Origin of the sequence: Vibrio sp. HI00D65 (assembly GCF_001635455.1) — a bacterium.
Classification (GTDB): domain Bacteria; phylum Pseudomonadota; class Gammaproteobacteria; order Enterobacterales; family Vibrionaceae; genus Vibrio.
This window is the reverse complement of record NZ_LWEH01000477.1, coordinates 1-335: the sequence shown is the minus strand read 5'-3', so window position 1 is coordinate 335 and position 335 is coordinate 1. Positions and strand designations below refer to the sequence as shown.

Sequence of the window (335 nt, the reverse complement as noted above, 5' to 3'; positions counted from 1 at the left end):
ACAATGGGCGAAAGCCTGATGCAGCCATGCCGCGTGTATGAAGAAGGCCTTCGGGTTGTAAAGTACTTTCAGTTGTGAGGAAGGGGGTGTCGTTAATAGCGGCATCTCTTGACGTTAACAACAGAAGAAGCACCGGCTAACTCCGTGCCAGCAGCCGCGGTAATACGGAGGGTGCGAGCGTTAATCGGAATTACTGGGCGTAAAGCGCATGCAGGTGGTTCATTAAGTCAGATGTGAAAGCCCGGGGCTCAACCTCGGAACTGCATTTGAAACTGATGAACTAGAGTACTGTAGAGGGGGGTAGAATTTCAGGTGTAGCGGTGAAATGCGTAGAG

At 51.3% G+C, this 335-nt stretch carries 1 rRNA gene; it reads left to right on the top strand.

Annotated features, from left to right (window positions below):
- Nucleotides 1-335 (top strand): 16S ribosomal RNA (locus tag A3712_RS22910); the annotation flags it as partial.